Consider the following 25,213-nt stretch of genomic DNA (forward strand, 5'->3'; position numbering starts at 1 on the left):
TTCGACTTTACAAACTTTATGAGTTGTGACTTTAATTTTCTTTAATAATGCTATATTTGTATTCTTTAAAAATTAAAATCACAATAATATGTCAGACGATAAAAAGGTAATTTTCTCAATGCAGAAATTGAGCAAAACCTATCAGGGAGCAGACAAACCTGTTCTTAAAAACATCTATTTAAGTTTCTTTTACGGGGCGAAAATTGGTATTTTAGGTTTAAATGGTTCAGGTAAATCATCTCTTTTAAAGATTATTGCAGGAGTTGATAAAAACTATCAGGGAGATGTTGTTTTCCAGCCAGGTTATACGGTTGGTTATTTGGAGCAGGAACCAATTCTTGATGATTCTAAAACCGTAATCGAAATCGTTCGTGAAGGTGCTGCCGAAACAATGGCTGTTCTTGAAGAATATAACCAAATCAACGATTTGTTTGGTCTTGAAGAAAACTATTCTGATCCAGATAAAATGGACAAATTGATGGATCGTCAAGCCGCTTTGCAAGACAAAATTGATGCTCTTGGTGCTTGGGAAATCGATACCAAATTAGAAATCGCAATGGACGCTTTGCGTACGCCGGATGGTGACACGCCAATCAAAAACCTTTCAGGAGGAGAGCGCCGCCGTGTGGCTTTATGTCGTTTGTTATTGCAACAGCCAGATGTATTGCTATTGGATGAGCCTACTAACCACTTGGATGCCGAATCTGTACTTTGGTTAGAGCAGCACTTGGCACAATATGCAGGAACTGTAATTGCCGTGACGCACGACCGTTATTTCTTGGATAACGTTGCAGGCTGGATTCTTGAGTTGGATAGAGGAGAAGGTATTCCATGGAAAGGAAATTATTCTTCTTGGTTAGACCAAAAATCAAACCGTTTGGCACAGGAAGAAAAAGTAGCTTCTAAACGCAGAAAAACGTTGGAACGTGAGCTTGACTGGGTTCGTCAAGGTGCAAAAGGCCGTCAGACAAAACAAAAAGCACGTTTGCAGAACTACGATAAACTCTTAAACGAAGACCAAAAACAATTGGATGAAAAATTAGAGATTTACATTCCAAATGGTCCAAGATTGGGAACAAATGTTATCGAAGCCAAAAATGTTGCTAAAGCTTTTGGCGATAAATTATTATACGACAACTTGAACTTCACTTTACCACAGGCTGGAATTGTTGGAATTATCGGACCAAATGGTGCTGGTAAATCTACCATTTTCAAAATGATTATGGGTGAACAAAAAACAGACAGCGGTGAATTTTCAGTAGGAGATACTGTAAAAATTGCCTATGTGGATCAATCACATACTAATATTGACCCAAATAAATCAATATGGGAAAACTTTGCCGACGGTCAGGAGTTAATCATGATGGGCGGAAAACAAGTAAATTCAAGAGCTTATTTATCCCGTTTTAACTTTGGAGGCGGTGAGCAAAACAAGAAAGTTTCAATGCTTTCAGGTGGTGAACGTAACCGTCTGCATTTAGCAATGACTTTGAAAGAAGAAGGAAACGTATTGTTACTGGATGAGCCAACGAATGATTTGGACGTAAATACGCTTCGTGCATTGGAGGAAGGATTAGAAAATTTCGCAGGCTGTGCCGTTGTGATTTCGCACGACAGATGGTTCCTTGACAGAATTTGTACGCACATTCTAGCTTTCGAAGGTGATTCTGAAGTATATTATTTCGAAGGAGGTTTTACCGAATACGAAGAAAATAAAAAGAAACGTTTAGGTGGTGATTTAACTCCAAAACGTTTGAAATACAGAAAATTGATTAGATAATAATTAATTTTAATAAAAGCAAAAGCCTCGGATCTATTGTGATTTGAGGCTTTTTATTTGAAGCTGTTTACTTCGTCAGTTCGCTTCGCTCGTGTCTTGCTGTCCACTATATTCCCGATTAACAAAAACTACGGCAAAAAAGCCTTGTTTTACTAAATCAGGAGATGCCGTTCCCATCAAGGCTAGGGGTATACATTTTTCATCATGAAATTTTGTTTTCAAAACTGCATAAAACAAAAAAAGGATGCTCACAGAAAGGCATCCTCTTTTCTTTTTTAGACAAAAAAAACTAATCATTTCATTTTATCAGATTGGAACTTAAAAAACACAGTTTTCGTTTAAACCAATAATTACCAACTCGAAAACAACTATGAATATGCGGTTTCTTATGAACGTTCTCTAATAAAATTTAACTTTTAAGATTAATCAAATTTACGACAGTAATCCTGCTTAAGAGATGACATTTATCATGTAATTGAATTATTCTAAAAATTTTATTTTCAGTTCTGGCGTTGGTGTCATACAGCTTTCTTTTTTACCAAACCATTTGTATCTGTTTTTGGCAACATAGTCATAAAGCAGGTTTCTGATGCCTGTTGGGATTATTCTGAAAACAGTTCCAAAATGCCAAAAACCGCCTAGATTTTTTGCTATTTCTATAGCTGCCGAAGATTTGTAGTAATAAGCGATTCCAGGTTCGTACAAAACAATACTGTCAATATTTACTGGATTGACACCAATGTGTTTTAGAATCTGCTGACCCAACTCAGATTGTAAAGCCACGAATCGGAACACATCTTTTCGGTCATGCTGAATCACAAACTGCACCGCCGAATTACAAAGATTACAGACGCCGTCAAAAAGAATTATTTTTTTATCAATAGGAAGATTTTGCATATTTATATTTTATAAAAAACCATCAACAAAGTTGAAGCTTATTTAATTAAAATCCTATGATGAAAAAAGTAACTACCATAAAAATTTTGATGAAAATAAATTTCTAAATAAATTTTGACTAAATCACTAATAATTAGTAATTCGCTACCAGCTATAAAAAAACGGATGATGAATAATACCATAAGACTTAATAGTTGATAGATAAATGCTTTGTTTCAGCATCATTTTAAATTCATTTTCACCCCAAAAGTATCTGCAATTTTAAATAATTATAAAAAACATACACATAAAATACTGTAAACTAATTATTTAGATTAATATTTTTATTAATTTTGATATGACAATTTCATAAAAATAATTTAACAACTATTTTAATTTAATGATTATGAATAGAATATTACTTTTTATAGCATTAGTCGTTTTTATAAATCAGGACGCATTCTCAATTACTCCACCTCCTTCAGCTTTGCCACAAAGTTTTTGTGATCATGCAACCGTATCTAATCTGGTTGCTAATGGAACAAGTTTGCAGTGGTATGAAAAAGTGACAGGAGGAAATGCACTTTCTTCGAGCTTTCAACTCGCAACAGCTACTTATTATGTAACTCAAACCATAGATAATGAAGAAAGTGTCCGGGTCGCTGTGGAAGTGACAATCAACCAGGCACCGTTGATTGATGAATTAGGTGTAGTTTATGGCTGTTCCTCTTATACGTTACCCGCATTATCAGTTGGAAATTACTATGGAAATGATAATCAAACCGACCCGTTTTTTGCCGGAGACGTAATTGAAGCAGACAGGACCATGTATATTTATGGGGAAAATGAATGCGGGAGTGCACAATCCCCTTTCTTCATCATAATCGAATCAGCACTAAGCCTTCCTGTGAACGAAAGCGTGGTTGTCTGCGATAGTTATATTCTACCCGATTTTTCAGAAGGTGGCTATTATACAGAATCAGGCGGAAATGGTACAATGTATAATGGTGGTGACGAAATTACAATGAGCCAAATCCTTTACAAGCATACTACCAACAGTTGCGGAAGTGCTGAAACAGTTTTAGACATTACCATCAATTATGGACCTTATGTTGATTTTTTAGATGACGTACATACTTGCGAAAGCTATACACTTCCTCATTTGAGTAGTGGCAATTTTTATACCCAACCTAATACAGCTGGTGATATATTATATCCGGGAGATTTAATAACCTCATCACAAGTTATATACCTCTATGCTGGAAACGGCTGTGGAGAAGCACAAGGGAGTTTTTATGTAGAAATCTCCGAACTTGATAAAACGGTTTCTCTTGAAGAAAACACATTCACTGCTAGCCAAATTGATGCGTCCTATGAATGGTGGGATTGTAATGCCGAAGCTTTTGTAGCTGGTGAAAATGGGCAAAGTTTTTCGCCTCAAACACCAGGTCTTTATTCGGTATTTATAACTTATGGTGATTGTAGTATTTGGAGTGATTGTATGCTTTCTAATTCACTTTCAGCGGAAGATTTAAAGTTTGAAAAGGTTTCTATTTATCCTAATCCAGTTTCTTCAATATTAAACGTTGTTCACAAACAGTCTGATAAAATTGAGAAGATTGTAATCCTAGATGTTTCGGGGAAGATTATAATGCAACAATCTGAAAAAATCAATCTAGTAAATCTTGAAAGATTAGGCTCCGGAATGTACGTGTTAAAGGCTTTCTCAAATGGAAGTACACAAACACATAAATTTATTAAAGAATAAAAAAATAGCTTTTGCGGTAGTCAGTCGGAAGATTTTTCTTCCGACTTTTTTTTACTAAAATGAGTTTGCTTGACTATACTATTTCTTCCCAGCCTCAACAAACTCTAATTCTTCCAAACTTACTTTCGAAGTAAACAGTCCGTAATTTACAACTGCTTTATTTTTCTCAATTTTATCAATACTTCCTACTGATTTTCCGTCCAGCATTCGCACACGGTCACCCACTTTTAGAATAGGTTTTGGCTTTTCAATAACTGGTTTTAATTTTTTTTCTTTCTTTTCAATTCGGATTTCTTCAACCTTAATTTCAACTTCTTTGATGATTTCTTTTTTCATTTCCACTTTTGCCTTAATTTCTTTAGGAGTGGCTTTTTTACGTTTCGAATTTTCAATTTCAACGATTTTCAAAAACTCGCCAATCAGGTCTTTTTTGTTTTTATTATTGAAATATTTCTCGGCGATATCTTCTATTTTCTGGCCAATGTAAATCGTCTTTTGATTACTGTCATACAATTCCTGATAGCTTTCCAGTTTTTGCTTGATTTTGACATTGATATTCTCCATTTTTTTGCTTTCTTCTCGCGCTCTGGTTTCTTCTTCCTTAAGATTTGTAGAAGTTTTTTCCAATTTCGATCGTTCTTTTTGGAGATTAGCGATAGTTTTATCAAAACGTACTTTACCAATTTCTATTTTCTTTTTGGCTCGATTAATTAGGCTAAAAGGTATTCCGTTTTTAAGTGCTACTTCAAAAGTAAAAGAACTTCCTGCCTGTCCTAAAACCAGCTTATACATTGGTTCCAATGATTTTTCATCAAACAGCATATTCGCATTAGTAGCATACGGCAATTCATTTGCCAAAATCTTAAGATTCGAATAATGTGTAGTAATCAATCCAAAAGCTTCACGGTGATAGAATTCCTCCAGGAAAATTTCAGCCAAAGCACCTCCTAATTCAGGATCCGAACCCGTACCGAATTCATCAATCAGGAACATGGTTTTTCTATTACACTTCTTCAAAAAGTAATTCATGTTCTTCAAGCGGTAACTATAAGTACTTAGATGATTTTCAATAGATTGATTATCTCCAATATCTGTCAATATTCGATCAAAAAGAAAAGTTTCACTGCGTTCATGTACAGGAATAAGCATACCCGACTGCAACATTAATTGTAATAAACCAACGGTTTTCATCGAAATGGTTTTACCGCCGGCATTAGGTCCGGAAATTACAATAATTCTATTTTCCTGACTTAGTTCAATAGTCTGCGGATGTGTAACTTCCTTTTTCTGTTTATTTGTTAAATATAAAATAGGATGAAAAGCTTCTCTGAAATACAAACGGCGTTCGTCTGTAATTGCCGGTAAAATTCCGTTAATTTTGTTCGCATACTTTGCCTTGGCTGCAATCACATCAATATCACTTAGGAAATCCTGATACTGAATCAACAAAGGCAAAAACGGACGGACAGCATTTGTCAGCTGTTTTAAAATCTTTGTTATTTCCTCTTTTTCCTCATATTCCAAGTTGCTTAATTCTCGGGAATATTTCAGTGTATTTTCGGGTTCTATGTATGCAATACTTCCGGTTTTTGAACTTCCAAGGATAGAACCTTTTACTTTTCGTCTGTACATTGCCAAAACAGCCAAAACACGGCGATTTTGTACAAAACTTTCTTTAATATCGTCCAAATAACCCAAACTATTGTACTGCGTCAAAGCGGAACCAAAACTCTGGTTTACTTTCCCACGAACCAGATTCATTTCACGGCGAATTTCCAAAAGTCGGGGAGAGGCATTGTCTTTTATTTCTCCATACTTATCAGCCACTGCATCTACAAGCGTGATAATCTCTTTGGTAAGCTGAATTCCCGAACTTTTGGCACAAAGATTCGGATAATAATCATTGAATTTATTTAGAAATGTCAAAAGCACATTAGTCGTTTCGGATATAGTAGCTATTTTTCTGAAACCTCCCACTTCAAGAAAGCTGTCTTCGATTGCCAAAAACTTGATTTCATAAGTAATCGCATCAAAACCATGATTTGGAATCGCATTATTATTCTGGAAAGAAGAAACATACTCTGAAGTCTGCATCAAGGCACTCATCAAAGATTCTTTTTCTCTAAAAGGCGTTATTTCCAATGCTTTTTGCTTTCCTATATCGGTATTACAAATTTCGGAAATCGTTTCGAGAACCGCAGGGAATTGTAAATCTTGTAACGTTTTTTCAGTAATGGAGATCATTATTATATATCAATTGTCAAAAGTCCAAAGTTACAAAGTAAAAAGTCAAAAACCATTTTCTTTGCACTCTTTCCAAAATCTTTCCGAACTTTACAGCAAAATATTTTTATGGTTCTCAATTTAAATCCTTCTTGGCAAACTATTTTAAGCGATGAAATAGAAAAACCTTATTTCATCAAATTGATGGAAGATGTGAATGAAGAATATCAAAACTTCACTTGTTTTCCGCCAAAAGAACTGATTTTTTCGGCATTTAATAATTGTTCTTTTGAGGAAATTAAAGTTGTCATTATCGGACAGGATCCTTATCACGGTGATGGAGAAGCCAATGGTTTGGCTTTTTTGGTGAATGATTCGGTTAAAATTCCGCCTTCGCTCCGCAATATTTTTAGGGAAATCAATTCCGATTTGGATTCTATTTTTATACCAAGTTCAGGAAATTTGGAATCATGGGCAAAACAGGGTGTTTTGTTGCTTAATGCATCCTTAACTGTCAGGAAAGACAATGCAAACAGCCACAAACACCTTAAATGGAATCTTTTTACTGATGCCGTTATTCAGAAAATATCAAACGAAAAGGAAAATGTGGTTTTTATGCTTTGGGGAAGTTTTGCGCAAAAAAAAGGAGCAAAGATTGACAGAAGCAAACATTTTGTTTTAGAATCGGGGCATCCTTCGCCCATGAGTGCTAATCAGGGAAAATGGTTTGGGAATAAACATTTTAGCAAGACAAATTTATATTTGGAAGAAAATAATTTGAAGAAAATTGATTGGTTGTGATTTAGCAGAATTCCGAGTGAGGGATAGGAGCTAGCTACCAAAGTAGCGCGGATAGCCCGACAGCATAAAGAAACGGAGCCGAATCACCGCAAAGATGATTTGGCTCCGTTTCTTTATGGTGGCACTCCCTAATGATTTTACTCCAATGTCAAAGCTCCCAATATTTCTTCAGACATGAAAGGGCCTCCGGGGTATTTGGCCGTATAATCCAGATTTAGCCAGACTTGTCCGTGTTCGTCAATATGATAATTCAGCTGTTTATTTTTGCTTTCCTCGATAAATAAAATATTCTTAATTATAAAATTTACTTTTTCAAGATCTTTCATGCTTCCAATTAAAATTTCGGGATAGATGTGACCTTTAGTATGAATCAGTCTGGGCGTTCCTCCAATGGAGCGGATGCAGGCAGCCATCAAAATGGAATGGTCGTCACAGTCTCCCGAAAAATAAAGCAACGATTCGTGTGCTGTGGCGATATAATCTCCGTTTTTGGGGTCGTTCACGTAGTTCCAACGGCTGTTGATTTCCTTGAAAACAGCAAAACACTGAATTAAACTTCTGTAATCCGAATACCCTTTTATGTTTTTAAAGTGCTTTGTTGTAGCCATTATGGCAAAATTCCGAACTTTTGGATTTTTATATTCGATTGCCATTAAAATCTCAGATTTATTAGGGAATGGCAGTAATTTGGCGATGATAATATCCTGAGGAAATGGATCGTTATTCATCGTGTAAAGCATTGTGTTATAGTCTTCAAAAACAGAATTAAAACTAAAATTTCCGAACATACTTCCATAAACAAGAACCAACAAATACAGCGCAAAACAAACGATAATTATAGTTCGTAAAGCATATAGCGCAAAGAAAATAATCCCCAAAACAAGAATAAAAAGGAGTACTCTGTCCAAACCAAAATACCATTGCGGGTCGATTAAATTTTGGTGAAGCACTATAAATAAAGGAATCGTAATTAGTGTACTCAATAAAAAGATAACAAAACGGTCCCAAGGCTTTTTCAACTGAAACTTGGATTTTACGAGATGAAAATTCGTTTTGTTAATTTGTACCATAACACCCAAAAGTAGGGAATTGTTTTTTTAAATTACTGAGTTGCTAAGATACTAAAACTTTAAGATTCTAAGTTTCTGAGTTACTAAGATTCTAAGTTTTTTTTAAAATCGCTTAGTGACTCAGAATCTTAGAATCTCAGCAACTTCTCTACACATTAATGTCCTTAAAATCATTGGAAATAGCATAGCGGATCATATTGGTAAATGCCTCGTTATCCAATTTGGGTATTTCCAGAATAGAATTCAGCAAAGTGGTATCGTATTCGTTGGGATTGGTAATAAAATAAGGCTTTAGATGCTTGCCGATACTTTCGTAATACAGTTTTTCGATGGTGTTTTTGTATTTGAAATCAAGAGGATTTTTGATTAAGGTAAAATTAGTATAACCCACTTCTTTCATAATCAGCTGAAGTCCTTTTACGATATTGAAACTTTTGTCGTTTACAATATTTAATTGTTCGATATCGTCACGTTCGAAAGTATTTACAATCACTTTTGAAACATAATCAACCGGAATGATATTCAAGCCAGTTTCCTCGTTAATGATGAATCGAACATTTTCCTGTTCGCCTTTTCGCTGGGAGGTAAAGTGAAAAAATTTCGCCAAAAGATAAAAAACCATATACTTCGGAATGAAATAAGGGCTTTCGGTTCCCAGCATTTTTCCTCCGATTACGCTAGGGCGCAGAATTTGGAACGGCAGTTCAAGTTTTTTGCATTCCTGTGCAATGAAATTCTCCGAATGAAATTTGGCATTTTCGTAGGCATTGCGGTGCTTTGGTTTGAACTTAAGATTATGAAAATCGTTATCTATTAATCCATCTCTAATTCCTGAAGAAAAAGCTGTCCCAATGTAAATGAATTTCTTGATGAACGGATGAAACGTATTGAAAAGCGATTGAGTTATTTTGGCATTTTCATCAAAAATTTTGCTTTTTAGTTTTTCATCCGTGGAAAGATTTACATATCCGGCTGAATGAATAAAGTAAGCGCCTTTTATTTTTTCGGAAAAAGTATCCTGAAGGTTCGCCAAATCGGAATCTATGATTTCAATATACTCATGAAGTTTTTCTAGACCAGTTTTACGCAAAATTTCAGGAGTGTAATCACTGGTCAATAGTTCGTTGACACGGTCGATAGCACTAACTTTTCCTTTGTTTCTGGCAATTATAAAAAGTTTTTCGCTGTTATTATTTTTGATAAAAAGCTCCAGAAGGTCATACATAATATGCGATCCCAAAACTCCAGTTGCTCCCGTAAGAATTATTTTCATTGGTTTATTTTTCAAAACACAAATATAGTTTTAAAAAATGAATAAGGAAGTTTAAATAAATGAGGTCAGGATTTATGTGGTTTTGAGAAAAAATCTGCCAAATCTGCGTGAAATAATAGCACGCAGATTTGGCAGATTTTCGCAGATGAAAATGTACTATTTTAACAAATCATCACTATGTTTTTTAGACAGGCAAGGCTCAGCAAAATCTAATAAACCTAATTCCGAATATTCATTTAATAATTGCTTTACAACTGAATAATCACAGGCTTTCTTTATTTCGGCAACAAAATACTTTTCATTCAAAACTTCAGAAACACAATCCATTTCATTAAGTTTTTCTCTAATGATTTCCTGATCAAAATTGTCTTTTAAAATTACAATCTGAATTATAGAGTTTCCTGAAGTTTCAATTGTCTCTTTGTAAACAATTGCTCCTTCTTTTTCATCAAATTTTGCATAGAAAATGTCATCTGTCGCAATAAGTGGTCCAAAAAACGGAATATTGTCTAATTTGTATATTCCTTTTTCGGCATCAATTATATCAGACCACATAGTTTCGGTTATTTCTTCATCCAAAATAGCACTGTGGAATCGAAATAAGACTTTTTGTTGATTTTCTGTCATGGTTTAATTTTCTGCCAATTTATTCAAAGTATATTCAATCAATTCATCAACAGCTTTGTAAGGATCACTGCTAAAAGTACCATTGGCACGATTAGCAATAATAGCATTTAAAGACAGAGCCTGATGTCCTAAAAGAGCCGAAAGCCCATAAATAGCAGATGTTTCCATTTCAAGGTTGGTGATTCTGTTCCCTTCAAAAAGGAAATTATCCATTTTAGAATTCAGTCCATTGTCTTGAATACCCAAACGCAGAATACGTCCCTGAGGACCATAAAAACCACCGGCCGTTGCAGTGATTCCTTTATGAATTCTGTCACTTTCTATTTTTCTCTCCAAAATAGAAGAGCCAGCAACAACAATAGGTCTTCCTTTTCGCAAATCCCAATTGGTGTGACCAATAAAGGCATCTTCGATTTCAATATTAGAAATAGAATCAACCAAATAGGAGCGGAGCATATTATCAAGTCCCAATCCAAATTTTGACATCACAAAACTATCCACGGGAATATCGGCATGCAAAGAGCCAGAAGTTCCTATTCGGATAATGTTTAATGAAGTTAGATTTTCTTTTGGTTTTCGGGTTTCTAAATCAATATTGACAAGTGCATCAAGTTCGTTAACGACAATATCAATATTGTCAGAACCAATTCCTGTTGACATTACAGTTATGCGTTTGCCTTTGTAAGTTCCGGTTTCGGTTTTGAATTCTCTCTTTTGGGTAGAAAACTCAACTGAGTCAAAATGTTTGGTGATTTTTGACACACGATCCTGATCTCCCACAAAAATAATATCGTGGGCAATATTCTCGGGTTTCAAGTTAAGATGATACACACTTCCGTCAGGATTGAGTATTAATTCGGATTGTTGTATAGACATTTTAAAGAAGGTTTAAAGAGTTTAATTTTAGTTTAAAGGTTTAAGTGGTTTTCGATATAAAACTGATTTAAATATTGCCTAAACCATCAACCACCAACGATCAACCATCAACTTTTTATCCGCCGACACGCTTTACCTTAAATCCTTTTTCTTTCAAGATAGTCATTATTTTATCACGGTAATCGCCCTGAATAATAATAGAATCATCCTTAAAAGTACCGCCAACACTCAGTTTTGTTTTGATTTCTTTGGCAAGGGCTTTAAAATCCTCGTCAGATCCTTCGTAGCCTTCAATTATGGTGGTTGCTTTTCCCTTTCTTTTTTCAAATTTGCAGATCATAGGTTCTTTTTGAACATATAATTCGTGCGGTTCTTTTTCGATTGCTTCTTCAGGAGCCATTTCATGGTCAGGAAAAAGATTTTTTAATTGGTCTTGTAAATCCATTTTTTTTTTAATTATAAAAAACAAAATCCAAATCCCAAAAGTGAAGCTTTGGAATTTGGATTATAAAATTTGTTATTTATTTTTTTATTAACCCTAAATCAACCAAGCGTTCATATAAATAATCCCCTGCGGTAATATCGTCAAATTTCTTAGGATTTTCAGCATCGATGCAGTTTTCAAGGCAGTTTAATTTCATATCACTTACCGGATGCATAAAAAACGGAATAGAATAACGCGAAGTCCCCCATAATTCTCTTGGTGGATTTACCACTTGATGAATAGTAGATTTCAGCTTGTTATTAGTATGTCTGGATAACATATCTCCAACATTAATCACCAATTCATCTGGTTCTGCAACAGCATCAATCCATTCTCCATCATGATTTTGAACCTGCAGTCCTTTGCCTTGAGCCCCCATCAATAATGTAATTAAGTTGATGTCGCCATGTGCAGCCGCACGAATAGCATTTTCAGGTTCGGATGTAATAGGAGGGTAGTGAATAGGTCTTAGGATTGAATTTCCTTCTTTGGCATATTCGTCAAAATAGAACTCATCTAAACCAAGGTGAAGTGCCAAAGCTCTCAATACATAAACACCTGTTTTCTCAAGCATTTGGTACGCTTCTTTACCTACTACATTAAAACGTGGCAACTCTTTTACCTCAACATTTTCAGGATATTCAGACGCATATTTGGAATCTTTGTCCACATACTGACCAAAATGCCAAAATTCTTTCAAATCCCCTTCTTTTCGGCCTTTGGCATGTTCTTTTCCAAAAGAAACATAACCTCTTTGTCCGCCGATTCCTGGAATTTCATAGCTGTGTTTTGTTTCTAATGGCAGCGAAAAGAAATTTCGAATTTCGCCATACAATTCATCAACTAATTGATCGTTTAAAAAATGCCCTTTGAGCGCTACGAAGCCTATATCTTCGAATGCACTTCCGATTTCATTTACAAATTTTTGTTTACGTTTCGGGTCGTCCGAAAGGAAATCACGCAAGTCAACACTAGGAATGTTTTGCATATTATGTCTGTATTTAATACTTTAGAAGCCTAAAACTTCGCAACTACAAATATAGAGAATAAAATAGTTAACTTATTTTAAAAATTATTTACATCTTAAAATAATATAACAATGAATACCTAAACTGTGATATTTATTTATCTTTGAGATGTATCAATAAATCCTTAAAAATGAATTTTGACCCAAAAAATCTATCCACAGATACCTTACTAAATTTATATAAAAGAATCCTAAAACCTCGACTGGTAGAGGAAAAAATGTTAATCCTTATCCGTCAGGGAAAAGTTTCCAAATGGTTTTCCGGAATTGGTCAGGAAGCAATAGCGGCAGGAGTAACTGCTGTTTTGGATGCTGACGAATACATCCTGCCAATGCACCGAAACTTAGGCGTATTTACAGGAAGAGATATTCCGTTACAGCGTCTTTTTTCGCAATGGCAGGGCAAAGCAAATGGTTTTACCAAAGGAAGAGACCGAAGTTTTCACTTTGGAACTCAAGATTATAAAATCATCGGAATGATTTCGCATCTTGGACCTCAGCTTGGGGTTGCCGATGGAATAGCATTAGCCAATAAATTACAGAAAAACGGAAAAGTAACGGCCGTTTTTACTGGTGAAGGAGCAACTAGCGAGGGCGATTTTCACGAAGCTTTAAATATTGCAGCAGTTTGGGATTTACCAGTTTTGTTCATAATTGAAAATAACGGTTATGGTTTATCTACACCAACCAATGAACAATACCGCTGCCAAAACCTTGCTGATAAAGGAATAGGTTACGGAATAGAAAGCCATATTGTGGATGGAAATAACATTTTAGAGATTTTTAATCTGCTGACAGACTTAAAGGCATCAATGATTGAAAATCCGCGTCCAATTTTACTCGAATTCAAAACGTTCCGAATGAGAGGCCACGAAGAGGCGAGTGGCACCAAATATGTTCCGCAGGAATTAATGAATTTATGGGCTTCGAAAGACCCTGTAGACAACTACAGAAGCTTTTTGTACCAAAATCATATCCTAACCGCAGAATATGATGCCGAAATCCAGCAGGAAATAAAAAAAGACATCGATCAAAGCTGGGCTCTAGCCAATGAAGAACCTGAAATTGAGCCAACTCTTGAAGGAGAATTAAAAGATGTTTACAAACCGTATACCTGTGAAGATTTTCCTCCAAATACTGAAACAGAAAACATACGATTTATAGACGCTATATCTACAGGTTTAAGACAGTCTATGGAACGCCATGACAAATCGGTTATTATGGGACAGGATATTGCCGAATATGGAGGTGCATTCAAAATCACTGATGGTTTTGTAGCGCAGTTTGGTAAAGAACGTGTTCGGAATACGCCCATTTGTGAAAGCGCTGTTGTTTCAACCGCCATGGGATTATCCATTAACGGTTATAAGGCGATTGTCGAAATGCAGTTCGCCGATTTTGTGTCCACAGGATTTAACCCAATCGTTAATTTATTGGCCAAATCACATTACCGCTGGCTGGAGAAAGCTGATGTAGTTGTTCGGATGCCTTGTGGCGGAGGAACGCAGGCTGGGCCTTTTCATTCACAGACCAACGAAGCCTGGTTTACCAAAACTCCAGGTTTAAAAGTGGTTTATCCTGCTTTTCCGCTTGACGCAAAAGGCTTGCTGAATGCTTCAATAAATGACCCGAATCCTGTGCTTTTCTTCGAACACAAACAATTATACAGAAGCTTGTCACAAGAGGTACCGACCGATTATTACACGATTCCGCTCGGGAAAGCTGCTTTGCTGAAGGAAGGAAATAACGTGACTATTATATCTTTTGGAGCAGCGGTACATTGGGCTTTGGAAACTTTAGATAATAACCCCGAAATACAAGCTGATCTTTTGGATTTAAGGACTTTACAGCCTTTAGACACAGAAGCGATTTATACTTCGGTAAAAAAGACTGGAAAAGTTATTATCTATCAGGAAGATTCGATGTTTGGAGGTGTTGCCAGCGATATTTCGGCTTTGATTATGGAAAATTGTTTTGAGTTTCTGGATGGCCCTGTAAAACGCGTAGCGAGTTTAGATTCTCCGATTCCTTTCACAAAAGCATTGGAAGATCAATATTTACCGAAAGGCCGATTCGAAAAGGAATTAAAAGCTCTTTTGGAGTATTAGTATCAGTCTAATCATGTCCGAAACGGCACACTTTTTTAATAAAATCTAACTAGTTTTAATACTTACCGCAATGAGCGCAAAGAGTATAATTTGACTGTTTATTATGCAATGTTCGCAAAGCTTTGCGAACATTGCACTATATAAAAAAGAAATCTTTGCGGTCTTTGCGGTTAAAAAATCAGCTCGCTAATAGCAATATAAGCAGCTGTGCAACTAAAATTCTGCTGATGGTTACCAAAGGATAGACTGTTGCATATGATTGATTAGGTATATCCGAATCTAAATATTTAGTACTAAAAGCCAATGCAGCAGGGTCTGTATAGGAACCGCTCATAATACCAACCATTTGATAGAAATTGAGTTTAAATATAAATCTGCTGACTAAAACCAAGATAGTCAATGGTATAAACGTAATATAGCATCCGTAATAAATCCACATCCAGCCGTCATTTGCAACAAAATTATCATAAAAACCGTGTCCTGCCTTAATACCAACTGCGGCAAAGAACATACATATTCCGAAATCCTTCATAAAATGTATTGCTCCATTATTGATATACGAGTGAATTACTCCGACACCGCCATATCTGCTGATGAATAAAGCCGCCAAAAGCGGTCCCGCGGCCAATCCTAATTTAAGCGGAACCGGTAATGACGGAATCATTATTGGTATAGAACCGATAACAACCCCAAAAATCAATCCTCCAAAAAGAGAAAGAAAATCGGGCTCTAAAAGTATTTTTTTTGAATTTCCAATGATTTTTTCAGCTTCCTCAATAGCTTCTTTGCTTCCAACAATCAATAAAGTATCTCCATAATATAGTTCTAATGCAGGCTGTGCCAAAATTTCCAGACCCGAACGTACTACACGGGTAACCTTTAAGCCAAACTGATTATACAAATCCAATTGTGCCAGTGTTTTGTGTGTCGCAGTCTTTTTAGTAACACTTAAAACTTTGGCCGTAACATCATTTTCTGACTCAATAAAAAGATCCGTAGAAACTTTACCAACAATATCTATAAACCTATTTATATCTTTTTGTTTGGCTACTACCATCAGGACATCCTTATCGTTTATAATCGAGTCCAATGATGGAGAAAACACAACTTTGGTACCGCTTTGTTTTTGTCTGGAAATAATAACTCCATCAATGATAAACTCCTTGTATATCTGACGAATAGTTTTCCCTACAACTTCTGGTCTTGTAACTCTGCATTTTTGACGTACAATTTTATTTTCCGAATCTTTATTCTTTTTGTTAAGAAGTACAACTTCATTAGACAAATCAATTTTCAAGATGTTTTTTGCCAAAATTATAATCAGGATTATTCCAAAAACACCTATGGGATAGGTAATAGCATACGCAATGGCGGGATCAGAAAAATGATCTGCTGGAAGATTCAATTGTTTTTGGATTTCGATAAGAGTTGACTTTGCAGCACCAAGCCCTGGAGTATTTGTTACTGAGCCAGACATTAAACCAACAGCGTTTTCAATTTTCACATTAGCAGCCAAATATAGCAGCCAAGTAATAATTCCGCCCAAAAATACGGTACCAACTCCCAATGCATTGAAAATTAGACCTTCCTTTTTAAATGAAGAAAAGAAAGTAGGACCGACCTGAATTCCGATGCCATAGACAAACAGAATTAAACCAAACTCTCTCACAAACTGTATTAATTCTGGTTCCATGCTAAATCCCAAATGCCCCAAGAACAGCCCCACAAACATTACTGCGGAAACTCCAAGCGAAACTTTTCCAATTTTTATTTTACCTGCAAAAAAACCAATACTTATAGCCATAAATAATACTATTAATGACTGTGTCATTTCCGGCGTATCTGTCGGAGTAAACAAAACGTTAAACCATTCAAACATAACTGTAGCTTTTTTAATGAAAATATAACGTAAATGAATTATTTTTTTTGGTAACTTTATATGACAAAAATCAGGTTTAATTTTTATTTCTTTCCTAATAAACCAAAACCAATCTTTAATATTAAAGACAATCATATCTCTTTGTAAAACAGCACTAAAACCGAAAACGTTTGCGCATATTTTTCTACAAAACATGATAAAAATCAGGTTTTTTAGTGAATAACTGGAGTAATTTTGATAAAGAAAATAACGCACAAAACTATAATAAAATACACACATTATGAAAAACATTAAAATCATTCAGGAATTACATAACTTGGGAATTACAGGCTACCATGAAGTAGTTTACAATCCTTCTTATGAAGAATTATATCAAGCAGAAATTTCACATAAAAGAAAAGGATACGAAAAAGGAGCATTAACAGATACAGGTGCTGTTGCTGTAAAAACAGGTGTTTTTACAGGCCGTTCACCAAAAGACAGATATATTGTTAAGGATTCAGTTTCAAAAGACACTATCTACTGGGATGATAAAGTGAATTTCCCAACAACTCAGGCAGTTTATGATGATTTGAAAGGATTAGTATTGAAACAGCTTTCTACTTCTCCAAAATTATATGTAGTAGATGCTTTCTGCGGAACAAATGCTGACACAAGACTTAAAGTTCGTTTCGTAATGGAAGTAGCATGGCAGGCACATTTTGTAACTAATATGTTTATCAGACCTTCAAATTATGAATTGGAAAACTTCGGAAAACCTGATTTCATTGTAATGAACGGTTCAAAAACAGTAAATCCAAACTGGAGAGAACAAGGATTGAACTCAGAAAATTTCGTAGTATTCAACCTTACAGAAAGAATACAGCTTATTGGAGGTACTTGGTATGGAGGCGAAATGAAAAAAGGAATGTTCGCGATGATGAACTACTATCTGCCTTTAAAAGGAATGGCTTCAATGCACTGTTCTGCTAACGTAGGCGAAAAAGGAGATGTTGCTGTATTCTTCGGACTTTCAGGAACAGGAAAAACAACACTTTCTGCAGATCCAAAAAGATATTTAATTGGTGATGACGAACACGGATGGGATAACAACGGAGTATTTAACTATGAAGGAGGCTGTTATGCTAAAGTAATTGACTTATCAGAAGAAAATGAACCAGATATCTGGAGAGCTATTAAAAGAGATGCATTACTAGAAAATGTTATCGTCGATGAGTACGGAGAAATTGATTATTATGATCATTCAATCACCGAAAACTCTAGAGTATCTTACCCAATTTATCATATTAATAAAATTGTATTACCGTCAAAAGCTGGACACGCTAAGAAAATCATCTATCTTTCTGCTGATGCATTTGGAGTACTGCCTCCAGTATCTATACTTGATGATGATCAGGCACAATACCACTTTTTATGCGGATATACATCCAAATTGGCAGGAACTGAAAGAGGAATTACTGAACCAGAACCATCTTTCTCTCCAGCATTTGGTGAAGCTTTCTTAACATTACACCCAACAATGTATTCTAAAACATTAATTGGAAAAATGAGAGAGCACGGAGCAAAAGCATATTTAGTTAATACAGGTTGGAATGGAACAGGGAAAAGAATTTCTCTTAAAAACACAAGAGCAATTATTGATGCAATTATTAACAGTGAGATCGATACCGCAGAAACATCCACTGTTCCATTTTTAAACCTAACTATTCCAACAGCATTAACAAATGTAAGTGAAGGAATTTTAGACCCAAGAGATACTTACAGAGATGTTGAGCAATGGGAAAGCAAAGCAAAAGATTTATCTGCACGTTATATCAAAAATTTCGAGCAGTACACTGATACCGAAGAAGGAAAACGCTTAGTCGCAGCCGGACCTTCTTTGGAACCAGTATTAAGCTAACCGTTTAGTAGTAATTATTTTAAAGTTGATTTTGAAACACCTGTTTGGTATTGTCTGATAAGCAATTCCAAATGGGTGTTTCTGTTTCTAAGGAATTAATATCTTCAGTGCTTTTTTAATTTAACAAATACTTGACGAAACGTTAAAATAAAAATTGGATTGTTATTAATTTATACCCTATATTTGCAAAAGAAACAAAGAGTTATCTAATTTTATAAAGTTATGTTATCAATTCAATTACATCATCATCATTCTCATAATTGCTCTCAAGCGATGTGTTAATGGTATGCGTGTAATTCACAATAATCTAAACCCGTTTGAGTACATCAAGCGGGTTTTTTATTACCCATTCTTTGTACTCAGGCATTAACTCAAAACAACAAACTAAAAAAACTAAAATGAGTACACTTAAAATTGCAATTCAAAAATCGGGACGTTTAAACGAAGAAAGTATCCAAATCCTAAAAGACTGCGGTATTTCTATAGATAACGGAAACGATCAGTTAAAAGCTGAAGCAACTAATTTCCCTTTAGAAGTTTTATTTCTTAGAAACTCAGATATACCGCAATATTTAATTGATGGTGTTGTAGATGCAGCTATCGTGGGAGATAATCTTTTGGTTGAAAAAGGAAAAGGTATTGAAGTAGCACAAAAATTAGGGTTTTCAAAATGCAAAGTCTCTGTTGCAGTTCCAAAAACCTTCGAATACAATTCCATAAAAGATTTGGACGGACTGCGAATCGCCACATCTTACCCTAATACAGTTATCAACTATTTTGCTTCATTTGGAATGACCGTTGATATTCACCAAATTTCAGGATCGGTTGAAATCGCACCAAATATTGGCCTTGCCGATGCTATTGTAGATATCGTTTCAAGCGGAAGCACTTTATTTAAAAACAACTTGAAAGAAGTTGAAGTTATCCTGAAAAGTGAAGCAGTCTTGGCGGTTTCTCCAAAAATAAACCCAGAAAACCAAAAATTAATCGACACTTTGAAATTCCGAATTGAATCGGTTTTAAGAGCTAGAAAATCAAGATATATTTTGATGAATGTTCCAAACGACAAAATCGATGAAGTTGGAAAAATTCTTCCTGTATTACGAAGCTTAACTGTTTTGCCTTTGGCGCAGGAAGGATGGAGCAGTGTTCACTCTGTTATTGACAAAGACACTTTCTGGGAAGTAATCGATAAATTGAAAGATGCCGGTGCCGAAGGAATTTTAGTTTGTCCAATAGAAAAAATGGTACTTTAAGCTTCGCGCTTTAGGCTGTAAGCAATACGCTTTAAGCCAAAAAAAACACAAAGTTAATAAAGCTTAAAGCCTATAGCTTAAAGCTTACAGCAATATAAGAAATGAACAAAATATACAATCCAAAACCAGAAACTTGGTCCTCAATTTTAGAAAGACCAACCAAAACAGTTGACGATATAGAAGCAACGGTGAAAGGAATTTTCAAGGAAGTGCAGTCAAAAGGAGATTTTGCTGTTGCAAAATACACTTCACTTTTTGACGGAGCTTCAGTTCCTGAACTGGAAGTTTCACAAACCGAAATAGCCACTGCAATTGCAAGTATTTCTAAAGAATTAAAAGAAGCCATTCTATTGGCTAAATCAAATATTGAAAAGTTCCACTTAGCACAAAAAACAAACCGAATTGAAGTTGAAACTATCGAAGGCGTAAACTGCTGGCAAGAAAAAAGACCAATCCAAAAAATTGGTTTATACATTCCAGGCGGAACAGCTCCTTTGTTTTCAACAGTATTAATGCTGGCTGTTCCTGCGAATCTTGCAGGATGCAGCGAAATTGTATTGTGCTCACCTCCGGACAAAAACGGAAACATCAATCCTGCTATTTTATATGCTGCTTATTTATGCGGTGTAACCAAAATTCTGAAAGTAGGAGGAATCCAAGCGATTGCTGGAATGACTTTTGGAACTGTAAGCATTCCGAAAGTGTATAAAATATTTGGTCCGGGAAACCAGTTTGTAACTGTTGCTAAACAATTAGCAACGCAATTTGGTGTAGCAATCGATATGCCTGCTGGTCCATCGGAGTTACTTATTGTTGCTGATGACACAGCCGTTCCTGCTTTTGTAGCTTCCGATTTACTTTCCCAAGCCGAACATGGAACTGACAGTCAGGTGATTTTGGTTTCGACTTCAAAAACATTAATTGATGAGGTAGAGAAAGAAGTTCAATCGCAATTGGATGTTCTTCCGAGAAAAGGGATTGCTGAAAAAGCAATTGCGAATTCCAAATTGATTTATGTCGAAAATGATAAAATAGCTTTAGAATTAATCGACGAATATGGTCCAGAACATTTTATCATTTGTACTAAAGATGAAGATTTTTATGTTCAAAATATAGGAAACGCAGGTTCTGTTTTTATTGGAAATTACACTCCGGAAAGCGCAGGAGATTACGCTTCGGGAACGAATCATACCTTGCCAACTAATGGTTATGCAAAAAATTACAGCGGTGTAAACCTTGACAGTTTCACTAAGTCAATGACTTTCCAAAAAATTACTCCAAAAGGAATCCAAAACATTGGAAAAGCAATTGAAGTCATGGCAGAAGCCGAGGGATTGCAGGCACATAAAAATGCAGTTACTTTAAGGCTAAAGGCGTTAAGCGATAAGCAATAGGCAGAAAAAAAATAATCAAGAATATTGCAAAAGGCTTACAGCATAAAGCCTATTGCATAAAGCAAATTAAAAAAATGACTTTCGATATAAACACCATAGTACGTGAAAACGTCAAGAAATTAAAGCCTTATTCTTCGGCTCGTGATGAGTTTGAAGATTTCGATACAGCTGATATGATTTTTTTGGATGCCAATGAAAATCCATATCAAAACGGCGTAAACCGTTATCCTGACCCACAACAAGGGAATGTAAAAGTGGTTTTAGGAAAAATGAAGAATGTAAATCCAAAACAAATTTTGCTAGGAAACGGAAGTGATGAAGTTTTAGATTTATTGTTCAGAGCTTTTTGTGAGCCAAAAATTGACAATGTTATCTCACTACCGCCTACCTACGGAATGTACAGCGTTTTGGCTAATATCAACGCTGTTGAAAACAGAGAAGTACTGCTTTCGAATGATTTTCAGCCACAAATTGATAAAATTTTAGAAGCAGTTGATTCAAATTCTAAAATCATCTTTTTATGTTCACCAAATAATCCTACTGGGAATTCTTTTTCAGAGGAAAGTGTGAAAACTCTATTAGAAAAATTCAATGGTTTTGTGGTTATTGACGAAGCTTATATTGATTTTTCAGATAAAGAAGGCTGGTTGCAAAAATTGGATCAATATCCTAATTTGATTATCACGCAGACTTTATCTAAAGCCTATGGTCTGGCAGGAATTCGTTTGGGAGTTTGTTATGCTTCCGCAGAAGTTATTTCGATTTTAAATAAAATCAAACCGCCTTATAACGTAAACGAATTGACACAGCTTCGCGCTTTGGAACGTTTGAGTGATGAAGTAAAAATTGCAAACGAAATCACTTCAATTATAGCGCAGAGAACCGAATTACTTTCAGTTTTAGACAAAGTATCTTTCGTGGAAAAAATCTATCCGACTGAAGCTAATTTTATCTTAATAAAGGTGGATGATGCCAACAAACGTTACGATGAGTTAATTGACAAAGGAATCGTAATCCGTAACAGAACGACTCAGCCGTTATGCGAAAACACATTGCGTTTGACTATTGGAACAGAAGAGGAGAATAAAAAATTAATGGAAGCATTAAAATCGATTTAAACACGAATTTCACTAATTAGCACTAATTTTTAGAAGTGTTTATTGTAAAAATGATAAATGTAAAAATCGCATTAAATAAACTTAAACAAATAATTTATAGATTTCGAATTTGTGTAAATTCGTGAAATTCGTGTTTAATAAAAAAACAAATGAAAAAAGTACTTTTTATAGATCGTGACGGAACGATCGTTTTAGAACCGGCAGGATATCAGCTGGATAGTTTAGAAAAACTGGAATTTTACCCAAAAGCATTTCAATATTTGGCTAAAATTGCCAAAGAATTAGATTATGAATTGGTAATGGTAACCAATCAGGATGGATTGGGGACAGACAGCTTTCCAGAAGATACTTTTTGGCCAACACAAAATTTCATTTTGAGAGCTTTTGAAAATGAAGGCGTTCTTTTTGATGATATTTTTGTAGACCGTTCTTTCCCAGAAGATAATGCGCCAACCCGCAAGCCTCGCACAGGAATGCTTACTAAATATATTGATAATCCAAATTATGATTTGGCAAACTCATTTGTTTTAGGCGACAGAATTACCGATGTGGAATTGGCAAAAAATCTAGGAGCAAAAGCTATTTTCCTTAAATCAGAAGATGATTTGGGATTGGCTGAAATCTCAAGTAAAAAAGAAGAATTAGACGAAGTGATTGCTTTACAGTCCACTGATTGGAAAGTTATTTATGAGTTTTTAAAATTGGATGCCCGTTCGGCTTCAATCACAAGAAAAACACACGAAACAGATATTTACATCAATTTGAATTTGGACGGTACAGGACAAAGTAAAATTGATACAGGAATTGCCTTTTTTGACCATATGCTGGACCAAATTTCCCGCCACGGACAAATGGACTTGGAAATAAAGGTAAAAGGTGATTTGGAAGTTGATGAACACCACACAATCGAAGATACAGCAATTGCATTAGGAGAAGTTTTTGCAAAAGCATTAGGGAATAAATTAGGAATTGAGCGTTATGGTTTCTGTTTGCCAATGGACGACTGCTTATCTCAAGTAGCTATTGATTTTGGAGGCAGAAACTGGTTAGTTTGGGAAACCGAATTCAAACGTGAAATGGTGGGTAAAATGCCAACTGAAATGTTTTTTCATTTTTTTAAATCATTCTCTGACGGTGCAAAAGCGAACATCAACATCAAAGCAGAAGGCGATAACGAACATCACAAAATCGAAGCTATCTTTAAAGCTTTTGCCAAAGCGATAAAAGTAGCGGTTAAGCGTGATACAGAGAAAATGATTTTGCCAAGTACTAAAGGAATGCTTTAATTAAGTCATAAAGTCAAATGTCTTAAAGTCGAAAGTTAAGCGACATTATGACTTTTGACTTTTGACTTTAAGACTAAATAAATGAAAATAGTAATCATAAATTACGGAGCAGGAAATATTCAAAGCATTATGTTTGCCATCGAAAGATTGGGATTCAAAGCGGTTTTGAGCAATAATCCTGACGAAATAAAATCGGCTGACAAAGTGATTTTCCCAGGCGTAGGTGAAGCGAGTTATGCGATGAAAATGTTAAAACAAAGCGGTCTAGACACTTTGATTCCTACACTGAAACAGCCTGTTTTGGGAATTTGTTTGGGAATGCAGTTGATGTGTAATAAATCAGAGGAAGGAAGCACGGAAGGTTTGGGTATTTTTGATGTGGATGTTATTAAATTTTCCCCAAAAGTAAAAGTGCCTCAAATGGGCTGGAATACTATCTCCAACTTAAAATCGGATTTGTTTAAAGATGTAGTTGAAAAAGAATATATGTATCTAGTGCATAGCTTTTATGCTCCTATTTGCAAAGAAACCATTGCAACTACTGATTATGACGTTGAGTATTCTTCGGCTTTGGAAAACGATAATTTCTACGGAACACAATTTCACCCAGAGAAAAGCGGTGATGTTGGAGAGAAAATTTTGGAAAATTTTTTAAAAATATAACTTGAACTTCTAAAACTTTGCAACTTTAGACTTTCAAACTTTAAGACTTAAATAAATGAGAATAATACCCGCAATAGACATTATCGAAGGAAAATGTGTCCGCTTGTCCAAAGGCGATTACAATACCAAAATCATATACAACGAAAATCCGCTGGAAGTGGCTAAATCATTTGAAGCGCACGGAATTGAATATCTGCATTTAGTTGATTTGGATGGTGCAAAATCCAGCAAGATTGTCAATTATAAAATATTAGAACAAATCGCGACTCAAACCAAATTAAAAATTGATTTTGGTGGTGGTTTAAAAGCCGATTCTGATTTGAAAATCGCTTTCGAAAGTGGTGCAAACCAAATCACTGGTGGAAGTATTGCTGTAAAAAACAGAGCTATTTTCGAAAAATGGATTTCTGAATATGGTGCAGACAAAATTATTTTGGGAGCCGATGCGAATAATGAAAAAGTGGCAGTTTCTGGTTGGTTGGAAGACTCAAATGAAGATTTGGTTCCATTTATTCAGGATTATCAAAACAAAGGAATTGAATATGTAATTTGTACTGATATTGCCAAAGACGGAATGCTGGAAGGGCCAAGTTTTGATTTATATGCTAAAATTTTAGAGCAAGCAAAAGATTTGAAATTAATTGCCTCAGGTGGAATTTCAACCTTTGATGAATTGCCAAAATTAGCTGAATTGGGATGCGAAGGAACCATCATTGGTAAAGCAATTTATGAAGGAAGAATTTCTTTGAAACAATTGGAAGATTTTATAATTAGATAATGAGAAAATTTGATAATTAGATAATT

Annotated in this window: 20 protein-coding genes; 11 read left to right on the forward strand and 9 right to left on the reverse strand. The window is 35.2% G+C overall.

Translation table 11 applies throughout. The features are described 5' to 3' along the window. Positions 1-88: 88 nt before the first annotated feature. On the forward strand, positions 89-1,780 hold the full coding sequence (ettA, locus tag C8P67_RS14385; protein WP_115813865.1) for an energy-dependent translational throttle protein EttA: 1,692 nt from the start codon (positions 89-91) through the stop codon (positions 1,778-1,780). Between the two features lie 480 nt (positions 1,781-2,260). Here ettA and C8P67_RS14395 read toward each other — a convergent pair whose 3' ends face one another. Further along, positions 2,261-2,677 carry a thiol-disulfide oxidoreductase DCC family protein gene (locus C8P67_RS14395; protein WP_115813867.1) on the reverse strand — a complete coding sequence of 139 codons (417 nt, stop codon included), beginning with the start codon at positions 2,675-2,677 and terminating at the stop codon, positions 2,261-2,263. Between the two features lie 385 nt (positions 2,678-3,062). On the opposite strand from C8P67_RS14395, the gene C8P67_RS14400 reads away from it, so the two are divergent. Then, positions 3,063-4,424: a T9SS type A sorting domain-containing protein gene (locus C8P67_RS14400; protein ID WP_170141472.1), complete on the forward strand. Its 1,362-nt coding sequence runs from the start codon at positions 3,063-3,065 to the stop codon at positions 4,422-4,424. A 78-nt stretch (positions 4,425-4,502) separates the two neighbouring features. Here the strand turns inward: C8P67_RS14400 and C8P67_RS14405 are convergent, their stop codons facing one another. Further along, positions 4,503-6,668: an endonuclease MutS2 gene (locus C8P67_RS14405; protein WP_115813869.1), complete on the reverse strand. Its 2,166-nt coding sequence runs from the start codon at positions 6,666-6,668 to the stop codon at positions 4,503-4,505. A 108-nt stretch (positions 6,669-6,776) separates the two neighbouring features. On the opposite strand from C8P67_RS14405, the gene ung reads away from it, so the two are divergent. Beyond that, positions 6,777-7,448: a uracil-DNA glycosylase gene (gene ung / locus C8P67_RS14410; protein WP_115813870.1), complete on the forward strand. Its 672-nt coding sequence runs from the start codon at positions 6,777-6,779 to the stop codon at positions 7,446-7,448. Between the two features lie 137 nt (positions 7,449-7,585). Here the strand turns inward: ung and C8P67_RS14415 are convergent, their stop codons facing one another. The 6 genes from C8P67_RS14415 to C8P67_RS14440 form a co-directional block, all read right to left on the reverse strand. Then, positions 7,586-8,518 (reverse strand): transglutaminase, encoded by a 933-nt coding sequence (locus C8P67_RS14415; RefSeq protein WP_115813871.1) that lies wholly within the window; start codon positions 8,516-8,518, stop codon positions 7,586-7,588. 148 nt (positions 8,519-8,666) lie between these two features. Continuing rightward, positions 8,667-9,791: an SDR family oxidoreductase gene (locus C8P67_RS14420; RefSeq protein ID WP_115813872.1), complete on the reverse strand. Its 1,125-nt coding sequence runs from the start codon at positions 9,789-9,791 to the stop codon at positions 8,667-8,669. A gap of 156 nt (positions 9,792-9,947) precedes the next feature. Continuing rightward, positions 9,948-10,418 (reverse strand): DUF4265 domain-containing protein, encoded by a 471-nt coding sequence (locus C8P67_RS14425; protein ID WP_115813873.1) that lies wholly within the window; start codon positions 10,416-10,418, stop codon positions 9,948-9,950. A 3-nt stretch (positions 10,419-10,421) separates the two neighbouring features. Further along, positions 10,422-11,294: a nucleoside phosphorylase gene (locus tag C8P67_RS14430; protein WP_115813874.1), complete on the reverse strand. Its 873-nt coding sequence runs from the start codon at positions 11,292-11,294 to the stop codon at positions 10,422-10,424. Positions 11,295-11,409: 115 nt separating this feature from the next. Next, entirely contained in the window at positions 11,410-11,739 is a 330-nt protein-coding gene (locus C8P67_RS14435) for a translation initiation factor (RefSeq protein ID WP_115813875.1), read from the reverse strand. 76 nt (positions 11,740-11,815) lie between these two features. Then, a complete protein-coding gene (locus C8P67_RS14440) occupies positions 11,816-12,766 on the reverse strand; it encodes an isopenicillin N synthase family dioxygenase (protein ID WP_115813876.1) in 951 nt (316 codons plus the stop codon). 170 nt (positions 12,767-12,936) lie between these two features. On the opposite strand from C8P67_RS14440, the gene C8P67_RS14445 reads away from it, so the two are divergent. Continuing rightward, positions 12,937-14,913: an alpha-ketoacid dehydrogenase subunit alpha/beta gene (locus C8P67_RS14445; RefSeq protein WP_115813877.1), complete on the forward strand. Its 1,977-nt coding sequence runs from the start codon at positions 12,937-12,939 to the stop codon at positions 14,911-14,913. A gap of 178 nt (positions 14,914-15,091) precedes the next feature. On the opposite strand, the gene C8P67_RS14450 is transcribed toward C8P67_RS14445, so the two are convergent. Beyond that, entirely contained in the window at positions 15,092-16,792 is a 1,701-nt protein-coding gene (locus tag C8P67_RS14450; RefSeq protein ID WP_170141473.1) for a putative transporter, read from the reverse strand. Positions 16,793-17,072: 280 nt separating this feature from the next. Between C8P67_RS14450 and pckA the strand changes: the two genes are divergently transcribed. The 7 genes from pckA to hisA all read left to right on the forward strand — a co-directional run bounded on the left by pckA (position 17,073) and on the right by hisA (position 25,187). After that, the gene (gene pckA, locus C8P67_RS14455; RefSeq protein ID WP_115813879.1) at positions 17,073-18,692 is read left to right on the forward strand and encodes a phosphoenolpyruvate carboxykinase (ATP); all 1,620 of its coding nucleotides are present in this window, start codon (positions 17,073-17,075) and stop codon (positions 18,690-18,692) included. A 398-nt stretch (positions 18,693-19,090) separates the two neighbouring features. Further along, the gene (gene hisG / locus C8P67_RS14460) at positions 19,091-19,948 is read left to right on the forward strand and encodes an ATP phosphoribosyltransferase (protein WP_115813966.1); all 858 of its coding nucleotides are present in this window, start codon (positions 19,091-19,093) and stop codon (positions 19,946-19,948) included. A gap of 101 nt (positions 19,949-20,049) precedes the next feature. Continuing rightward, on the forward strand, positions 20,050-21,342 hold the full coding sequence (gene hisD, locus C8P67_RS14465; RefSeq protein WP_115813880.1) for a histidinol dehydrogenase: 1,293 nt from the start codon (positions 20,050-20,052) through the stop codon (positions 21,340-21,342). 74 nt (positions 21,343-21,416) lie between these two features. Further along, positions 21,417-22,460, forward strand: a complete 1,044-nt coding sequence (hisC, locus tag C8P67_RS14470; protein WP_115813881.1) for a histidinol-phosphate transaminase — start codon at positions 21,417-21,419, stop codon at positions 22,458-22,460. A 149-nt stretch (positions 22,461-22,609) separates the two neighbouring features. Next, on the forward strand, positions 22,610-23,746 hold the full coding sequence (gene hisB, locus C8P67_RS14475) for a bifunctional histidinol-phosphatase/imidazoleglycerol-phosphate dehydratase HisB (protein ID WP_115813882.1): 1,137 nt from the start codon (positions 22,610-22,612) through the stop codon (positions 23,744-23,746). Positions 23,747-23,827: 81 nt separating this feature from the next. Then, a complete protein-coding gene (hisH, locus tag C8P67_RS14480; protein ID WP_115813883.1) occupies positions 23,828-24,409 on the forward strand; it encodes an imidazole glycerol phosphate synthase subunit HisH in 582 nt (193 codons plus the stop codon). 55 nt (positions 24,410-24,464) lie between these two features. Further along, entirely contained in the window at positions 24,465-25,187 is a 723-nt protein-coding gene (hisA, locus tag C8P67_RS14485) for a 1-(5-phosphoribosyl)-5-[(5-phosphoribosylamino)methylideneamino]imidazole-4-carboxamide isomerase (RefSeq protein ID WP_115813884.1), read from the forward strand. Positions 25,188-25,213 lie beyond the last annotated feature (26 nt).

Source organism: Flavobacterium aquicola, from assembly GCF_003385115.1.
Lineage (GTDB): Bacteria > Bacteroidota > Bacteroidia > Flavobacteriales > Flavobacteriaceae > Flavobacterium > Flavobacterium aquicola.